Source organism: Spirillospora sp. NPDC029432 (assembly GCF_040703975.1).
Taxonomy (GTDB): domain Bacteria; phylum Actinomycetota; class Actinomycetes; order Streptosporangiales; family Streptosporangiaceae; genus Spirillospora.
Genome location: NZ_JBEZWH010000157.1, coordinates 1 through 1174, shown reverse-complemented (window position 1 = coordinate 1174; position 1174 = coordinate 1). Strand labels below are relative to the sequence as shown.

Genomic DNA, 1174 nt, shown 5'->3' with positions numbered 1-1174 from the left:
TTGTGTGTCAAGTCGCTCGGCCTATTAGTACCGGTCAACTCCACACCTTACGGCGCTTCCATTTCCGGCCTATCAACCCAATAGTCTGTTGGGGGCCTTACCCCACCGAAGTGGGAGGGAGAACTCATCTCGAGGAAGGCTTCCCGCTTAGATGCTTTCAGCGGTTATCCCGACCGAACGTAGCCAACCAGCCGTGCCCCTGGCGGGACAACTGGCACACCAGAGGTCCGTCCGTCCCGGTCCTCTCGTACTAGGGACAGACCCTCTCAATTCTCCTACGCGCGCAGCGGATAGGGACCGAACTGTCTCGCGACGTTCTAAACCCAGCTCGCGTGCCGCTTTAATGGGCGAACAGCCCAACCCTTGGGACCTACTCCAGCCCCAGGATGCGACGAGCCGACATCGAGGTGCCAAACCATCCCGTCGATATGGACTCTTGGGGAAGATCAGCCTGTTATCCCCGGGGTACCTTTTAGCCGTTGAGCGACACCGCTTCCACACGCCGGTGCCGGATCACTAGGCCCTGCTTTCGCACCTGCTCGACATGTCTGTCTCACAGTCAAGCTCCCTTGTGCCCTTGCACTCACCACCTGATTGCCAACCAGGCTGAGGGAACCTTTGGGCGCCTCCGTTACTCTTTGGGAGGCAACCGCCCCAGTTAAACTACCCACCAGGCACTGTCCCCCACCCGGATCCACGGGTGCGGGTTAGACGCTCAAAACGACCAGAGTGGTATTTCACCAACGACTCCACCAACACTAGCGTGCCGGCTTCACAGTCTCCCACCTATCCTACACAAGACGCTCCAAACGCCAATGCCAAGCTGTAGTGAAGGTCCCGGGGTCTTTCCGTCCTGCTGCGCGAAACGAGCATCTTTACTCGTACTGCAATTTCACCGGGCCTGTGGTTGAGACAGCGGGGAAGTCGTTACGCCATTCGTGCAGGTCGGAACTTACCCGACAAGGAATTTCGCTACCTTAGGATGGTTATAGTTACCACCGCCGTTTACCGGCGCTTAGATTCTCAGCTTCGCCACAAGTGACTAACCGGTCCTCTTAACGTTCCGGCACCGGGCAGGCGTCAGTCCGTATACAGCGTCTTACGACTTCGCACGGACCTGTGTTTTTAGTAAACAGTCGCTTCCCCCTGGCCTCTGCGACCACCCCCAGCTCCG

1 rRNA gene is annotated in these 1174 nt (G+C 58.1%); it reads right to left on the bottom strand.

The window, feature by feature from the left end:
• Positions 1–3: 3 nt before the first annotated feature.
• Positions 4–1174 (bottom strand): 23S ribosomal RNA (locus AB0881_RS41825); the annotation flags it as partial.